Below are 16,456 nucleotides of genomic sequence, written 5' to 3'. Positions count from 1 at the left end.
TTGAATGAGTGGAAATCATGAACATGCAGATGTAAAAGCATTACCTGAATCACGCTTATTAATTGCGTTCGGTTTAACATCATCATTTATGTTAGTCGAATTTATTGGGGGATATCTAACCGGTAGTTTAGCATTAATTTCCGATGCTACGCATATGATGACAGATGCTTTTGCTCTTTTACTTGCACTAATTGCTATTCATGCCGGTAGAAAAACCGCTGATGTCTTGCGAACTTATGGTTATGCACGCTTTGAAATATTAGCAGCCACCATGAATGCTCTTATTTTAATGGCTGTTGCTTTTTATATTTTATATGAAGCCTATAAACGTTTATCTTCTCCTCCTGAAATTCAATCTGTTGGTATGCTTATCATTGCGCTAATAGGTCTTATTGTTAACTTAATTTCAATGAAAATGCTCGCCAGTACAAAAGACGAAAGCCTCAATGTAAAAGGCGCCTATTTAGAAGTTTGGGCTGATATGTTGGGCTCAATTGGTGTCATTATTGGCGCTGTGATTATTTGGCTAACGGGTTGGGCGCTCGTTGACTCGATTATTGCGGTATTAATCGGCTTTATGGTCTTTCCACGAACTTGGATATTACTTAAAGAGTGTCTGAATATTTTACTTGAAGGTGTGCCACGCGGTATCGATTTAATTAAGGTTACTAATACCATTAATAATACAGAAGGGGTTATTGACTCTCATGATTTACATTTATGGGCGCTCACACAAAGTAAACTTATTTTAAGTGGTCACATCGTTTATCAACCCAATGCCAATCATGAAGAATTAAGAATTCACCTTGAGCAACAACTTCGTGAGCAATTTCATATCAATCATATTACGTTGCAGATGGAATGCGAAGACAGACAACATCTAGAAGAAAACCACCATTAAAACAAAATACGCTGATATCCTTATAAAGTTCTGGCTCTCTCTTAATTATTAAAGAGAGAGCCAGTAACAGGCTAATTAATTTAAATAGCTTTCCATCTGCTCAAAAACACGCAAATCATCACTAAACCTGACTTCTTTAACATCTTCTAGTTTTTCAACCTGACTTACCATCTGCATTAAACGGTCATCTTTCTGTACTAATAACCAAATACGACTTTTATCACTATTTTTCATTGGCAAACAGAGAATGCCATCAACGTTAAATGCACGACGAGCAAATAATCCACAAATATGAGTCATCACACCAGGGTGGTTGCGAACAATTAGCTCTAACGCGATAGGTTGTGTTTGTTGTGACATAAATTAAGCTCCTATCATATCGGTATTTGCCGCACCTGGCGGAACCATTGGAAATACTTTTTCGTGAATATCAATCATTACATGAATTAAGCAAGGGCCTGGTTTATCTATCGCAGCTTGTAGTGCTTGTTGCGGATCTGCTTCTTGGTTTAAATCACAGGTTTCTAATCCAAAACCTTCAGCGATACGAATAAAATCAGTTTGATAAGGATAAGCCGCAGCATAAATACGCTTATCAAAAAAGAGTGTTTGTTGCTGATGAACTAATCCTAATGCCTGATTATTTATCAAGATAATCTTAATATCCAATTGGTGTTCAGCCGCCGTTGCTAGCTCTTGAATATTCATCATAATGCTACCATCGCCTGAAAAGCAGAGGACTTTTTTATTCGGCTCTGCTAACGCAGCACCAATTGCCGCTGGCAGTCCAAATCCCATCGTACCTAATCCCCCAGACGTTAACCATTGTCGAGGTCGATTTAATGGATAAGCTTGTGCAACCCACATTTGGTGCTGACCAACATCTGTAGTAATTATCGCGTCATCATCAACACAACGCGCTGCGGCTAATACAATGCCATAACCACTAAGAATGTTTTCTGAATTTTTCATTTCCAGTGGATATTCTTGTTTCAATGTATTTACGCGCTCTATCCACTCACTGCGCTTATTATTATTAATAAGTGGTAACAGTAGTGATAACACCGATTTGGCATCAGCATGAATCGCGATATCTGGTTTTTTGATTTTGCTTATTTCCGCTTTATCAATATCCACATGAATAATTTTGGCATTAGAGCAAAATTTTTCTGCTTTACCTATCGCACGATCATCAAAGCGGGCACCTAAAACGATTAATAAATCTGACTCTTCTAACACAAAGTTTGTACTACGCGCCGCGTGCATTCCTAACATACCTAAATACAGAGGATGTGAAGGTGGCATTAATCCTAATCCCATTAAGGTCATGGTGGTAGGAAGATTATTTTTCTCTGCCAGTTCAATCGCTTCTTTGCAGGCGTCGGCACTAATAATGCCACCACCAAGATATAACACAGGATTTTTAGCTTGATTGATCATTTGAGCCGCTTGAATAACTAAATCCGTATTAAATGGCGGCACCAGATCTTTTTGTGGAATGGGCGGTAAATTATCAAAAGTAATAGTGGCTTGTTGGATATCTTTTGGTACGTCAACCCATACCGGGCCAGGTCTGCCTGACATGGCTAAACGAAATGCATCACAAATAATTTCAGGTAAATCTGCAATATCACGCACTAAATAATTATGTTTAGTAATGGGAATAGACATGCCATAAGTATCAACTTCCTGAAAGGCATCTGTACCAATCATTGCAGAAGAAACCTGCCCTGTAATACAAACCAGAGGAATAGAATCCAGTTTAGCATCAGCAATAGCAGTCACTAAATTCGTGGCACCTGGGCCACTCGACGCGATACAAACCGCGGGTTTGCCATTAGTTCTAGCAATACCTTGCGCAATAAAACCAGCGCCTTGTTCATGGCGAGTAAGGATATGACGAATAGATTGGCTTTGGCTCAATGCATCATACAAAGGTAAAGCGGCACCACCGGGGATCCCTGCAACCGTTGTAATGCCTTGCCGTTCCAGTAAATAAACGATTAATTGCGCGCCAGTAAAGGTTCTTCCTGTGGCATTGTCTTGTGATGCACCCATTTCTCTGTGTCCTTCATTTTAGGCCGGACTCCAATGGGCGGTTAGAATAAAAAACCCCGCCCGGTTTGTGCGCCGGCGGGGTTGCGAAACTGTGTTGATTCGGACCCGTTACGGCGCTTTGCCGACGACCACCACCACACGCACGACAACCACAGCCGCAATGTGCGCTGTTAGTCGTAGGCCTTGTAGTAGAGTAGTGATGATCATGGGTTACCTATCAATTTATTTAGTGATGTGTTTATTTGTTGTCTGTATTTAAAAAAACATAACTTATACAAATTAACAACCTTTTTTTACGGTTTATTTTTTATTGCCATTAAAAACGAGATCTTGATCACTGATATGAGATGCAAAAAAAAAACCTTAGTTTGGAATAAAAAACTATATTAACTTGCATTATTAGCATAATAAAAAACAAACTCAGTTAAATAAATACATCAATCACAAATTATAAAAGTGCCACTTGCACCAATAATAATGTCGCTGACAGTACAAACATAAATAACACCATTGGTATAATAAACTTGAGCCATTTATTATAAGAAATATCTAGCATTTGCAGTGTGGCTAATACTAATCCTGTTGGTGCTAAAAATAACATAATATATTGTCCCCAATTATATGCTGATACCACCATATAACGAGGAACACCCACAGCATCCGCTAATGGTGCCATAATTGGCATTGCTAATACCGCTAATCCTGAAGACGACGGCACAATAAATCCCAAACAAATAAAAACCAATAATTGTGCAATTAAAAATAAGCTTGGTGGCATTCCAGCAACCATATGAGACATAAATTCGAGAATAGTATCTGCTATTTTTCCTTGTTCCATAACAAGGTTAACACCACGAGCTAAACCAATAATCAGTGAAACTCCCACTAATTCTGAAGCACCATGAATAAAACCATCAATTGCTGTTTTTTCTTTTAAACCCGAGATAAAAATAATGACAATGGCGATGGCTAAGAAAAGTGCTGCCATTTGTGGAAACCACCATCCCATATGCATAACACCCCAAACCATAATTGGGAATGCGGCAACAAATAAGCATAAGATGATTTTGCGACGCCAAGAAAAATCAAGTATCTCATTAGGATCATAATGACTTAAAAAACGCTGTTTAAAACTTTCTGCATTTTCATAATTATAAGAAAAAGAAGGGTCTTTTTTAATTTTCTTACAATACCAATATAAATAAACAATAACGCCTATTGTGCCAATAATAAGCCCAATAGTACGAAAACCAATCCCTTCAATAAAACTTATCCCTGATGCATTAGAAGCAATAACCACAGAGAAAGGATTTACAGTTGAGAATCCAGCCCCCATTGACGAAGCTAAGAAAATAGCCCCAACACAAACAATAGCGTCATAACCTAGGATTAAGAATATTGGTACTAATATGGGATAAAAAGCGACCGCTTCTTCTTCAATCCCACAACTGGTCCCCCCTATGGATAAAATAATGGTGACACCAAATACCACCAAAAACTCTTTTCCTTTAGTTCGATTAGCCAGTGCTGATAAACCCGCATTAAATGCACCCGTTTGATTTACAACACCAATTAAACCACCTAGCACTAAAATAAAAACAATAACGTCAGCCCCCTCTATTGTCCCTTTCACCATGCTTTCGGTAATATCCATAATACCTTTGGGCTGCTGCGCAACTCTTTCATAAGTACCGGGTATCGCAATAGGTTTTTTTATTGTTCCATCAGTAAATTTATCAATTTCAATAGAAACATTTAAATTATCTAATGTTGACTGAGTAGCAGGTAATATTTCACTAGAGCCATCTATTTTTGCCACAATTAATGATGAATCTACGGAGTTATAACTTAATCGTTCATATTCTCCTGCTGGAATAATCCATGTTAAGCCAACCACTATTACTGTAATTGCAAATAAAATAGTAAAAGCGGTCGGAAACGCAAACTTTTTAAGTTTCATAGCGTCCTCGACTTAAATAAGGGAGTAAACTCTGCTAGTAGAGATAATATCTATCTAACAGAGTTAATTATTAGAATTAATTTTTAGTTAAAGATGATTAGGATATTAATTTAGTGTTATTGTTGTACCCGTTTTCCCCTCTAATGCAGATAACGCATTATCTAATGAAGTAATAATAGCTTGAGATGAAGAACCTCTTTCTTTAATAAAATTAAGACAAGCTTCTACTTTAGGTAACATACTCCCCTTAGCAAACTCACCATTATTTATATATTCTTGCGCTTGAGAAAGCGTTAATTTATCTAAATTCTTTTGCTTAGGTGTATTAAAATGGATCGCCACTTTATCTACAGCAGTTAATATTAATAAAGTTTCTGCTTTTAATTCGACAGCTAATTTAGAACTAGAATTATCTTTATCAATAACAGCATCAACACCTTCTAATACACCATTTTTACGAATAACAGGGATCCCCCCACCACCGACAGTAATAACCACCACGTTATTCTCTACTAATTGCTTAATAACCAAAGATTCAACAATTTCTAATGGCTTTGGTGAAGGAATAACACGACGATATCCTCGTCCGGCATCCTCCATAAAATGAAAACCATGCTCTTTTTGAATTGTCTCAGCTTGCTCTTTAGTATAAAAAGCCCCTATCGGTTTGGTGGGTGATAAAAAAGCAGGGTCTTGTTTATCAACCACGACTTGCGTTACCACCGTAGCGCAACTGTTATTCAGATTTCGTGCACATAATTCATCATTAATCGCTTGTTGCAGATGATAACCAATATAACTTTGGCTCATGGCACCACATTCAGCAAATGGCATATAAGGAGTACCAATATTTTGTTGTGATGCATAATCCATTGCCAAATTGATCATACCTACTTGAGGGCCATTACCATGGCCAATAATCACTTGGTAGCCCTTTTCTACTAAATCGACTATCGGTTTTGCCGTTTTTCTTACTATTTGTTTTTGCTCTAGTGGCGTATTTCCTAGTGCATTTCCACCTAAAGCAATGAATACCTTTTTAGGCATTTTAATCTCCTTGCTTTAGCTTAATGTTGCAAACATCACTGCTTTAATGGTGTGCATACGATTTTCAGCCTGATCAAATACTTTAGATTGGCGAGATTCAAATACACCATCAGCCACTTCCATTTCGGCTAGGCCAAATTTTTGATAAATATCTTCACCAATAATCGTCAAGCGGTCGTGGAATGAAGGTAAACAGTGCAAGAAAATTGCATGCGGATTTGCCATTTTCATCATTGACTCATTCACTTGATAAGCTTTTAGCAGACGTATTCTTTCATCCCAAACACTATCTGGCTCACCCATAGATACCCAAATATCGGTATATAAAACATCCGCATCTTTCGCACCTTTTTTAATATCATCAGTGAGTGTTATTGAGCCTTCATTTTCAGCCGCAATTTCACGACACACTTTCACCAACCCTTCTTCTGGCATTAATGATGCTGGGCCACAAGCTGTAAAATGCAGACCTAGTTTGGCGCAAACCACCATTAAAGAATTCGCCACATTATTACGAGCATCACCAAAAAATGTCAGTTTCAAGCCTTTTAAATGGCCAAAATTCTCTTCAACAGTTAGCATATCTGCCAACATTTGTGTTGGGTGAAATTTATCTGTTAACCCATTCCATACTGGCACTCCTGATTTTGCTGCCAGCTCTTCAACCAGAGACTGATCAAAACCACGATATTCAATCCCATCATAAAAACGTCCTAAAACCCGCGCAGTATCTTCAATAGATTCTTTCTTACCCATTTGAGATGAACCAGGATCAAGGTAAGTCACTCCCATGCCTAAATCATATCCAGCAACCTCGAAAGCACAACGCGTCCGTGTTGAGGTTTTTTCAAATAACAAAACAATATTTTTGCCTTCAAGTGAGCGATGAGGAATTCCCGCCATTTTTAATGATTTAAAATGTTTAGAAAGCTTCAATAAATATTGAATTTCATCAGAAGAGAAATCGAGTAATTTTAAAAAACTTCTGCCTTTAATATTAATAGACATAATAATCCTATCTCCTAATTATTTTGAGAATAATAGAGTGAAAATACGTTATTATTAAAAATAGAAACTCACCCGATAATATTGAAGGTCAATATAATCAGGGAATATTTGCATACTATTAGAGAGAGAAAGCGAAATTATCCGTTAAATACAGAGAAATGAAAGCATTGGCGCTGCTTATACATCATGATATGTGTAATACGTCTTATATGAGGCGTTTTCCTATTATTATTTTCCATAATACTAGCACCCTCCTATATAGGTATTTAAACGAGGGATTAAGTGAAACATATAGGAAATAATATTATTGTGACTATCATCTCAATTATCTATTTATAGCTAAAACTAGTTTTAGTTATAAATTAAGGGTGAAAAACACATACTGTTAACACTAAAAAAATGATAGCAATATATTATGGCCATTATCTTATTAATCTATCTCGATTAATTAGTAAGTATAAAAAATAGCTATAAATTTTATAAGATTTAATTTATAGCTGTTTTTTAAAATTATTTTTTATTAACATTACAGATACATTAAATATCAAAATAATCTAGCTAACATCATCACCGCACTACAAATAATTAAAAAAAGCGTGGCATATTGAAATACGCGATCAGGCATTCGGGTAAGCAACCACTTTGATAGCGGAATTGAGATTAAAGATCCTAAAAAAAGCATCAGAGCAAGATGAACATCAGTGTGGCCATCTTGCATATAAGCTAATGCTGAAGATCCCGATAACAGTGTTGTGGTAAAAATAGATGTACCAATGGCTTGTTTAATAGAAAGATTGGCATAACGCAAAAGCAAAGGCAGCACGACAACCCCGCCACCGACCCCTGTTGCACCTAATACTACACCTGCACTTATCGCCGGTAATAACAATGCACGAATATTTAATGGTACAAGTTCTGTACTATCATTAACGGTTTTAGTCGGTAATGAAAAAAACATACGCTGAATAAACAAAAATAGAGAAAAAACTATCGCAGCAACTACCAGCGCATTGATTCCCCATTCGACTTGCTGCTGATACTCATTTAATGAACCTAAATAATTGACGAATATACTGGCTAAAAAGGTACTTGGTAGCATTATTCCTAATACAATTAAGGCGCGTTTAAAAGGAATATTACCTAAACGAAAATGCATGTAAGAAGAAGTTACTTTCATTAGCATAGAGAGCAAATTAGCGGTTGCTACAGCCATTAATGCATCCATACCAAAAAAATAAGTTAAAACGGGTAAAACAATAACACCACCACCCACACCTGTTGTGCTAATAATTAAACCAATTGCCGCACCAACAGCTAATATGGTGACTAATAACATTTACTGATTCCCCTGCATAACAGCTTGTCGTCCTTTTAATAAGGCTCTTTCTGCTTGCTCATTTACCAATGTCATATATTTAAAAAACAGCACATCAAATGCCACCATTTGTAAAACTTGAGGAGTAATAACACCTAATTGGGAGTGCTGCTCATCATAGAAATAAGGCAAAGTATAATCAGCAAGTCGTGTTGCTTCATCTTGACCGAAACGGGTTAACGCGATAGTTAAACACTTATCTTTTTTTGCTGATTTTAGCATACGGTTAATATCAACCGTGTTTCCCCTCGCTGTCACCGCAATGGCTAAATCATCGGAAGATAAATTGGCAGAATAAGCTAATTGAGCATGCAAATCGGGGCTAAATAAGGCGTTTTTATTTACTCGAATTAATTTATGAAAAATATCGCTCGCAACCACCGAAGATGCGCCTATACCAAATAAAACAATACGTTTTGCCGACACCATATTTTGAGCTAACACATCAATAGTGTTCGCATCTAATAATGCTAATGAATCCTGAATTGCACTGGTAAATAAATGACCTGTTTTAACAATAATCTGTTCTGTCGTATCTGTTTTAGCTAAATTTCCATAAAGTACATCGCCATTGTTTTTTTGTTGCTTTTCTTCTGAAAGGTAATCAACTTTAAATTCAGGATAACCGCTATATCCCATTTGGCGAGAAAATCGGATAACAGAGGCACTGCTAACACCCGCTTTAAGCGCAAGCTCTGCCGCATTCATACTGGCAATATTTTCGCTATTTTCCAGTAAATAACGCGCTATACGCTGTTCAGTTCCTTTGCCTTGCATGAGTAAATTTTCAAGCTTTTTTGTCACTGTAGACATGCTGTTATCCTTTTTATTATCGATTTTTTTCTTACTTTTCTGGGTCTGTAAATCCGATGATCATACTGGCAATAAAGCCAACAACCCACGCCCCTAATACAGCAATTAAGAATTTAGTGATTTGCCCATCACCAACTAAAGGAATTAATGATAAACCCGCAGTACCAAATGGAATAATAATGCCCACTTGGAAATAAGCCATTAATGCGCCCCCAGCAGCACCACCAATACAACCCGCGATAAACGGTTTTCCTAGTGGCAATGACACACCGAATAATAATGGCTCACCGACACCAAAAATTCCCACAGGTAATGCACCCATTAATGTTTTCTTTAAGCGCTGATTTTTAGTACGTAAATAAACCCAGAAACAAGAACCAACTTGTCCCATTCCCCCCATGGCTAAAATAGGGAATAAATAATTTAACCCGAAGGTATTTAAAATCTCAGTATGAATAGGAATTAAACCTTGGTGTAACCCTGTTAATAATAAAAATAAGAAGCTACCACCTAAAGCAGCACCCGTTACAACAGCACCGCCACCTTGATTTAATAACGATAACGACACACCTTGTGCCAATAATTGATTAAGATAATGACCAATAGGTTGGAAAATCATTATCGCTACTAGGGAAGAAACTAGAATAGTGACAAATGGCGTTAAAATAAGATCGAGGCTTTCTTTAACAATGCTACGAAACCATAACTCTAATTTTGAAGAGAACACCACAACCATTAATACTGCAAAAATTCCGCCGCTATTTGGCTGTAATTTTTCACCCAATAAAGTGATATCTGCAAGCCCTGGCATCGCCAGTAACCCTGCCATTACTGCACCAATAGAGGTTGATGCACCTAATTCTTTTGCCGTATTAATACCAATCATAATAGAGAGATAAGCAAATACGGTGCTACCAATTAATTTAAATAATTTAAATAACTCAGGAAACTGTTCGACTAACCCAGGAGCTACTAAGCGAATAATATTAATTAGCCCCATAATCAAACCACAGCCAATTAACGCTGGAATAGTCGGAACAAAAATAGCAGCCAACGTATTCAATGTACGGCGAATTGAAAAACCTTTTTTCACTGGTGTTGACGCTGATTCTTCGTCGCTATTTTCTGCATTTTTTTGCATGCGCTTATTCATAATAGAATAGACTTTTGCTGCGGTTCCCATTCCAACAATAACCTGATGCTGTTCACCATTAAAAACAACACCTTTAACGCCTTCAACTTGTTTTAACGCATCTGAATTAAACAGTGAGCCCTCTTTTAAAATTAAACGAATACGGGTCATACAATGGGTTAAGGTTGCGATATTTTGAAACCCACCGGCTTGTTTTTCTATTTCTAATGCTAATGTATCGAGGTGTTCTATTTTATTAGCCATAAGTGTGCCTGCTAGAATTTAAGAGTATTGACTCATCTTGTTATTAGTTAAATAGAGCAAGTTGTTGTTGTAGTGAACGATAAGGGTATTGCTGTGTGATCTGCTCTACCTTATCCACGCTAAGGTGTAACTCATACATTAAAATGGCTTTTCGTGGATGATAATCAACCATATTTAACAGCTCTGCGGCTTTTTCTGCTGTGATACCACACACTTCGCTCACAATACCTTCAGCACGTCGTTGAAGCTTTTCATTACTCGCAATAACATCAACCATAAGATTTTTATGCACTTTTCCAAGTCGAGTCATCACACTGGTGCTTAACATCCCTAAAATCATCTTTTGCGCAGTGCCACTTTTCATTCTGGTTGACCCAGTTAAAACTTCAGGGCCAACATCTGGAGCAATTGAAAAATCAGCAATATCACTCATGATGCTTTTACCGCGTGTAGTAATAGATACGGTTAGTGCGTGAATTTTTTTGCCATATCGCAATGCTGCCACGGTAAATGGTGTTCGACCGCTGGCTGCAATACCAATCACAACATCTTTTTCGCTCACATTACGGCGATGGAGTTCTTCAATTGCGGCACTTTGGCTATCTTCAATATTTTCAACCTCTTTTAGCATTGCATCATGCCCACCAGCGATAATAGCTTGCACAAGTGTTGGCGATACACCAAAAGTAGGCGGACACTCTGCGCTATCCAAAACAGCCAATCGACCACTGGTACCCGCACCAACGTAAAAAATACGTCCACCTTTTTGTAATCGCTCAGTAATGGCTTCCACTGTTTGAGCTACGGCAGGTAACACTTTCTGAACCGCTTGTGCCACTGTCATATCAGCGCTGTTTATCAAGGTGACTAATTCTAATGCTGTTAACTCAGAAAACTGAGCTGTTTCTTGATTACTCTCATTTATAAGACATTGGCTCAATGCATCATCTTTCATCGCAACAACCTTAATGAAACCAAATTTCACACAAAAATACATCCTGTGAAATTTTATTTCAATCTAGCCTGTTACTATTTTGTGAGATCAATCACACTAAAAAAATTCATAACAAAATATTTTGATAGATAAGAAATTGTCCAACATCTCGCATTAATGCCGTTTTTTTCAAAACTAAATTTGATAGCACTATTATTTTTATATTCTCCTATCTCAATAAGATAGGAGAATTAAATGCAGTTACTTTAGCGATTAAATAGAATTATTTTTATTTGATAAAAATAAGCCAAACTCTTCAATACTCGGATATGACGATTGAGTCCCTTTACCTGCAACACTTAATCCTGAAAACATAACTGCTTTATTTAACGCCTCTTCAATATTACCTGTGTGCACATAATAGTGAGAGAAACAGCCAATAAAAGCATCGCCGGCACCACTAGTATCAATAGCATCGACATCTATTGCTGGAATATATTTTTCTATTTCGCCGTTCATCCACAGTGCGCCTTTTTCACCTAATGTCACAATGATATTTTTAAAGCCTTTCTTCAGCAAAAAGCTAGCTGCTTCTCGGATTTCATCCATTGTGGTGATTGGCATTGCAGTTAAAATTTCAAGTTCTGTTTCATTAGGAACAAAAAAATCACATTGAGCAGCAATAGATAAATCTAACGTTTTTGAAGCGGGGGCAGGATTAAATAACACAGGAATTGCGTGTTTATTACCAAACTCAATGGCGTGATAGACCGTTTCAACTGGGATTTCTAATTGCAATACGATAATTTTGCACTTTTTCAGGCTCTCTGCCGCTCTATCAATATCTTCTGGTGATAAATGTTGATTGGCGCCTTTCACAATTAAAATGCTATTTGATGATTTGGAAGTCACAAAAATAGGCGCAACCCCACTTGTGGTGCTGGGTACTTTTTCCACATAACGAGTGTTAATACCATAAGACTCTAAATTCATAATGGTGTTATCTGCGAAAATATCATCGCCCACTTTTGTTAGCATCATCACTTTTGAATTCAATTTTGCAGCAGCAACCGCTTGATTTGCCCCTTTACCACCACAACCAATTTTAAATGCCGGCGCCTCAAGGGTTTCTCCCTCTTTTGGCATACGGTCTATATAGGTGATCAAATCCACCATATTTGAACCAATCACTGCAATATCCATAGCGCCTCTTACTCTTATGTGAAATTAATAATGTTATAAAAGTTACATTTTGATAGGTGTATAACAATAACATGTTATTTAAATATCATTTGTGATTGTTATCGTGTTAGAACAGCACTAATATGTTGCCAAAATCACATGAGTGATAAATAACAATCTTCTATTAAGGAATACACTATGCGTCCATTAGCTAATTATATCGATCATACCCTTCTTGCTGCAGATACAACTGAAACACAAATCAAGACATTGTGTGCTGAAGCTGTAGAACACGGTTTCTTCTCTGTTTGTATTAACACTTCTTATATCCCTTTAGCAAGAACTTGCCTTGAAGGCAGTGATGTTAAAGTCTGTTGTGTTATCGACTTCCCATTTGGTGCTGGTTTAACAGCAACTAAAGCATTTGAAGCCGCTGAAGCAATTCGCCAAGGTGCACAAGAAGTTGATATGGTTATCAATATCGGTATGTTAAAAAGCGGTCGTTTAGACTTTGTAAAACAAGATATCGAAGCAGTAAAAGCGGCTTGTGGTAACACAACACTGAAAGTTATTTTAGAAACGTGCCTATTAACTGATGACGAAGTACGTTTAGTTTGTGAAATGTGTCGTGAGATCCGCGTTGATTTTGTGAAAACATCAACAGGATACAGTACAATGGGTGCAACAGAGCATCATGTTGCTTTAATGCGTGCAACAGTCGGTGACGAAATTGGTGTAAAAGCATCTGGTGGTGTTCGTGATCGCCAAACTGCACTGAATATGATCAAAGCCGGTGCAACACGTATTGGTGCTAGTGCAAGTGTGGCTATTGCAACAGATTCAGATGCACCAGAATCAAACTACTAATTATAGTTAGCGTGCATTTTCTCGGTGTACGCAATTAATTAACACAAGGATCCTTCGGTGATAGAGACCAAACAGCACGAACGTTTGCGCCGCCTCAGTGAATGTATTAAACGCTCAGGTCGCATACATCTTAAAGATGCCGCAAGGATCCTTGAAGTTTCAGAAATGACTATCCGACGTGATTTAAATTCGGATTCAGAAAACCCATTTCCAATGTCGCTGCTTGGTGGTTATATTGTTGCATTAGCACAACCCCATGCTGGGCTAATGGCTACATCAACAGACATTATTACACCTGACCAAACCCAAGAGTTACATATTCCTAATCTTGCTGCGGGCATGGTTTCAGAGGGGGATGTGTTATTTTTCGATAATGGTCAATCTATTCCCACTCTTATTGAGCTTATCCCAGATAACCTTCACTTCACGGGAATTTGTTATTCACATCGGGTATTTCTTGCATTAAGTCAGAAAAAAAACGCTACCGTATTACTCTGTGGTGGAGAATACCGTCCTAAAAGTGACTCTTTTTATAACCCAACCCAACCTTCTTATCTTGATAGCATTAATCCTAAAAAAGCCTTTATTTCAGCTGAAGGTGTACATCTCGATTTTGGTGTTACCTGTTACAACATCGACGATCTGTATATGAAGAAAAAAGCGATGGATAAATCTATTCGTAAAATCCTATTAACGAAATATCACTGCTTTGATGAAACAGCAACAGGAAATATGGGTGATTTAGCGCTATTTGATGTTGTTATTACCGATAGAAAATTAACAGATGACTATGAAAATTATTGTCGAAAAAGCTCAGTAAAAGTTATTTATTAGTTTTCCGTTTAGTTTTTATCATTAACTAAAATAGTTATTTAACAAAAGTAAAACTTAAATAAAATAATCTACTTTTATTTTTATCTACTCCAAAAATCAACAATAAACAAAACCAGTTTTCCATTGCCAAAGCAAAAAAAAGTGGTTACTATGCCCGCGATTTTTTATTAAACACTCATTTCACTTAACTGCAAGGAGGTATCCCATGACAACAATTAATATGAATACTCTTTGCGGACAATCTCAGAAGTAATTCTTTTTTCCTTCTTTTTGCTGTCCGCCAATCAATTTATTTTTTTATCCTTTACATTATATGGATTGGTATATGGACAAGTGTGTTCATTATTTATCTGACCGTGTTTGTTATATCGCGTCAGATGATACTTGGATTGAAAGCAAAGCAATCCAACAATTAGAAATTACTGCTCAACTCCCGAATATGGCTTATGTGGCTGGCATGCCAGATCTGCATCCCGGCCGTGGTTATCCTATCGGCGCAGCCTTTTTTTCTGTTAACCGCTTTTACCCTGCTTTAGTTGGTAATGATATTGGCTGTGGTATGACGTTATTTCAGACCGAATTTAAAAACAATAAACTCAATTTAGATAAGCTGGAAAAACAATTAAGCCAAATGAGTGATATCGCCACTTCTGAATGGCTAGAAGAAAATTTGCCAAAAGAGAGACAAAATCATCCTTTCGCAGGCTCTTTAGGATCTATTGGCGGTGGCAATCATTTTGCTGAATTTCAACAAATTGACCAAGTTGTAAATGAAACCCTGTTTGCACAAAGTGGTATTAATAAAAAACAGGTGTTGTTATTAGTGCATAGTGGTTCTCGTGGATTAGGACAATCTATTTTACGAGCCCACACTGAGCAATTCGGCCATAAGGGTTTAGAACAAGACACTGATATGGCAAGCGATTATTTGCTCGCTCATAACGATGCACTTCGTTATGCAGAACTTAATCGTCAATTAATTGGCGAAAGAATGATGCAACAGATCCGTACTCATGGTCATGTTATTGCGGATGTTAACCATAATTTGGTTGAGCCTTGCGAATTGCATGGTCAACAAGGTTGGTTACATCGTAAAGGGGCAACGCCTGCGCACCATGATCTCGTCGTGATCCCCGGCTCTCGTGGTGACTATAGCTATATTGTGAAGCCCATTGCTTCTGATTTAAGCTTAAATTCGTTACCTCATGGCGCGGGTCGAAAATGGATGCGTACAGAATGTAAAGGCCGTTTATCTCATCGATTCACGCCATTGCAGCTTTCTCGCACATCACTAGGCAGTCGCGTTATTTGTGCCAATAAACAATTGATTTATGAAGAAGCCCCTCAATCTTATAAATCAATTGAAACCGTAGTAGAAAGCATGGTGAGTATAGGTTTAATCCAGGTTATCGCACGTTTAAAACCACTGATAACTTACAAAACCAGTGGGGAGATAGCGTAAATGTTATTACAATTTTCCTCAGCTCAAGGGCCTGAAGAGTGTTGTGTAGCCGTTGAAAAAGCGTTGCACTACTTTTTAAAATCGGTTGAAAAGCAACAAGTAAAAATCGCGGTACTTGAAAAAGAACCTTCTCGTTATGGTTTAAAATCAGCCTTAGTTTCTATTGAAGGTACTGATGCGCAATCTATTGTTCAACAATGGACAGGTTCAGTGCAATGGCAATGTGCAAGCACCTTAAGACCAAAGCACAAACGTAAAAATTGGTTTATTGGTGTCGCTTGTTTTGAGCAGCCGGATGAAATTAACGATAACGAGATTGTGTTTGAAACCATGCGTTCTAATGGCCCCGGAGGTCAGCATGTCAATAAAACAGAATCTGCGGTAAGAGCCACACATATCGCCACAGGTATTAGTGTAAAAGTACAATCAGAACGTAGCCAACATGCTAATAAAAAGCTGGCTAAACAACTTATTGCATGGCATTTAGATAATTATATGATGAAGCAACAAGCCTCATTAAATAGTCAGCGCCATATTGCTCATCATCGCGTTATTCGTGGAAACGCAGCACTGCGTTTTTCAGGTAACGATTTTGTCCCAACGACTAAATAAGTATTAT

The 16,456-nt window shown here is 37.5% G+C and carries 17 protein-coding genes; 6 read left to right on the top strand and 11 right to left on the bottom strand.

Annotation, left to right across the window (positions count from 1 at the left end; translation table 11 throughout):
• Positions 1-4: 4 nt before the first annotated feature.
• Complete coding sequence (locus M997_RS03510; RefSeq protein WP_064718717.1) at positions 5-901, top strand: cation diffusion facilitator family transporter; 897 nt, start codon at positions 5-7, stop codon at positions 899-901.
• 75 nt (positions 902-976) lie between these two features.
• Here M997_RS03510 and ilvN read toward each other — a convergent pair whose 3' ends face one another.
• Together ilvN and ilvB are read right to left on the bottom strand one after the other, a co-directional pair.
• The gene (ilvN, locus tag M997_RS03505) at positions 977-1,261 is read right to left on the bottom strand and encodes an acetolactate synthase small subunit (protein WP_064718716.1); all 285 of its coding nucleotides are present in this window, start codon (positions 1,259-1,261) and stop codon (positions 977-979) included.
• A gap of 3 nt (positions 1,262-1,264) precedes the next feature.
• On the bottom strand, positions 1,265-2,959 hold the full coding sequence (gene ilvB, locus M997_RS03500; RefSeq protein WP_064718715.1) for an acetolactate synthase large subunit: 1,695 nt from the start codon (positions 2,957-2,959) through the stop codon (positions 1,265-1,267).
• Between the two features lie 91 nt (positions 2,960-3,050).
• Between ilvB and M997_RS17905 the strand changes: the two genes are divergently transcribed.
• Complete coding sequence (locus M997_RS17905; RefSeq protein ID WP_428838604.1) at positions 3,051-3,218, top strand: hypothetical protein; 168 nt, start codon at positions 3,051-3,053, stop codon at positions 3,216-3,218.
• A 189-nt stretch (positions 3,219-3,407) separates the two neighbouring features.
• On the opposite strand, the gene M997_RS03495 is transcribed toward M997_RS17905, so the two are convergent.
• The 9 genes from M997_RS03495 to rbsK form a co-directional block, all read right to left on the bottom strand.
• Positions 3,408-4,919: a YfcC family protein gene (locus tag M997_RS03495; protein ID WP_064718714.1), complete on the bottom strand. Its 1,512-nt coding sequence runs from the start codon at positions 4,917-4,919 to the stop codon at positions 3,408-3,410.
• A 105-nt stretch (positions 4,920-5,024) separates the two neighbouring features.
• A complete protein-coding gene (gene arcC / locus M997_RS03490) occupies positions 5,025-5,966 on the bottom strand; it encodes a carbamate kinase (RefSeq protein WP_064718713.1) in 942 nt (313 codons plus the stop codon).
• A gap of 15 nt (positions 5,967-5,981) precedes the next feature.
• Positions 5,982-6,974 (bottom strand): ornithine carbamoyltransferase, encoded by a 993-nt coding sequence (argF, locus tag M997_RS03485; RefSeq protein ID WP_064718712.1) that lies wholly within the window; start codon positions 6,972-6,974, stop codon positions 5,982-5,984.
• A 137-nt stretch (positions 6,975-7,111) separates the two neighbouring features.
• Positions 7,112-7,213 (bottom strand): leader peptide SpeFL, encoded by a 102-nt coding sequence (gene speFL, locus M997_RS17840; protein ID WP_106426928.1) that lies wholly within the window; start codon positions 7,211-7,213, stop codon positions 7,112-7,114.
• Positions 7,214-7,518: 305 nt separating this feature from the next.
• Positions 7,519-8,310, bottom strand: coding sequence for a sulfite exporter TauE/SafE family protein (locus tag M997_RS03480; RefSeq protein WP_064718711.1), 792 nt, complete (start codon positions 8,308-8,310; stop codon positions 7,519-7,521).
• A complete protein-coding gene (locus M997_RS03475) occupies positions 8,311-9,162 on the bottom strand; it encodes a MurR/RpiR family transcriptional regulator (RefSeq protein WP_064718710.1) in 852 nt (283 codons plus the stop codon).
• A 31-nt stretch (positions 9,163-9,193) separates the two neighbouring features.
• Positions 9,194-10,558, bottom strand: coding sequence for a PTS transporter subunit EIIC (locus M997_RS03470; RefSeq protein ID WP_064718709.1), 1,365 nt, complete (start codon positions 10,556-10,558; stop codon positions 9,194-9,196).
• Between the two features lie 43 nt (positions 10,559-10,601).
• The gene (murQ, locus tag M997_RS03465; protein WP_064718753.1) at positions 10,602-11,513 is read right to left on the bottom strand and encodes an N-acetylmuramic acid 6-phosphate etherase; all 912 of its coding nucleotides are present in this window, start codon (positions 11,511-11,513) and stop codon (positions 10,602-10,604) included.
• Positions 11,514-11,765: 252 nt separating this feature from the next.
• Positions 11,766-12,695, bottom strand: a complete 930-nt coding sequence (rbsK, locus tag M997_RS03460; RefSeq protein WP_064718708.1) for a ribokinase — start codon at positions 12,693-12,695, stop codon at positions 11,766-11,768.
• A gap of 177 nt (positions 12,696-12,872) precedes the next feature.
• Here rbsK and deoC point away from each other — a divergent pair, with 177 nt between their 5' ends.
• The 4 genes from deoC (at position 12,873) to prfH (ending at position 16,449) form a co-directional block, all read left to right on the top strand.
• Positions 12,873-13,541, top strand: coding sequence for a deoxyribose-phosphate aldolase (deoC, locus tag M997_RS03455; RefSeq protein ID WP_064718707.1), 669 nt, complete (start codon positions 12,873-12,875; stop codon positions 13,539-13,541).
• Between the two features lie 57 nt (positions 13,542-13,598).
• The gene (locus tag M997_RS03450) at positions 13,599-14,375 is read left to right on the top strand and encodes a DeoR family transcriptional regulator (RefSeq protein WP_064718706.1); all 777 of its coding nucleotides are present in this window, start codon (positions 13,599-13,601) and stop codon (positions 14,373-14,375) included.
• A 325-nt stretch (positions 14,376-14,700) separates the two neighbouring features.
• A complete protein-coding gene (locus M997_RS03445) occupies positions 14,701-15,837 on the top strand; it encodes an RNA ligase RtcB family protein (RefSeq protein ID WP_064718705.1) in 1,137 nt (378 codons plus the stop codon).
• On the top strand, positions 15,838-16,449 hold the full coding sequence (gene prfH, locus M997_RS03440) for a peptide chain release factor H (RefSeq protein WP_064718704.1): 612 nt from the start codon (positions 15,838-15,840) through the stop codon (positions 16,447-16,449).
• Positions 16,450-16,456 lie beyond the last annotated feature (7 nt).

Source organism: Proteus hauseri ATCC 700826, from assembly GCF_001654965.1.
In the GTDB taxonomy this organism is placed as follows: domain Bacteria; phylum Pseudomonadota; class Gammaproteobacteria; order Enterobacterales; family Enterobacteriaceae; genus Proteus; species Proteus hauseri.
The sequence above is the reverse complement of the archived record's forward strand: the minus strand, read 5'-3'. Positions and strand labels throughout refer to the sequence as shown.